1 protein-coding gene is annotated in these 716 nt (G+C 76.8%); it reads left to right on the top strand.

Features of this window, described 5'->3' with window-relative positions; genetic code table 11:
* The coding region (locus KUM32_RS39340) for an aminotransferase class I/II-fold pyridoxal phosphate-dependent enzyme (RefSeq protein ID WP_217146546.1) at nucleotides 1-559 on the top strand (559 nt) is incomplete at its 5' end.
* Between the last annotated feature and the right edge of the window lie 157 nt (nucleotides 560-716).

Raw genomic sequence — 716 nt, 5'->3', positions numbered from 1 at the left:
GCACGGGGTGCTGCTGGTCAGCGACGAGTGCTACCTGGAGCTCGGCTGGGACGCCGAGCCGGTCTCGGTGCTGCGCGAGGACGTGTGCGGCGGCTCCTTCGACGGCCTCGTCGCCGTCCACTCGCTCTCCAAGCGCTCCAACCTGGCCGGCTACCGCGCTGCCTTCCTCGCCGGCGACGCGGCCGTGCTCGGCGAACTCCTCGTGATCCGCAAGCACAGCGGGCTGATGACGCCCGCGCCGGTGCAGGCGGCCACCGTCGTGGCGCTGGGCGACGACACGCACGTGGCCGAGCAGCGGGAGCGGTACGCCCGCCGGCGCGCGGCGCTGCGTGGCGCGCTGGAGGCGTACGGCTTCCGCATCGAGCACAGCGAGGCGTCGCTCTACCTGTGGGCCACGCGCGACGAGCCGTGCTGGGAGACCGTGGGCGACCTGGCCGGGCGCGGCATCCTGGTGGCCCCGGGCGACTTCTACGGGCCGGCGGGGGAGCGCTTCGTACGGGTCGCCGTGACGGCGACGGACGAGCGGGTCGCGGCGGCGGTCGCCCGCCTCAAGGACTGACGCCCGCCGGTCAGCACTGACGCCGGGGCCGGGCCCTGCCGGGCCCCGGCCAGAACCACCGGCGCCCGGTGTGCGGGCACGCGAAACGGGCCCGGCGAGCGCTCCACCAGGGAGGCGCTCGCCGGGCCCGTCGGCCGCGTCGGGAGCCGTCGCGGGC

Source organism: Streptomyces sp. AC627_RSS907 (genome assembly GCF_019049165.1).
The sequence above is the reverse complement of the archived record's forward strand: the minus strand, read 5'-3'. Positions and strand labels throughout refer to the sequence as shown.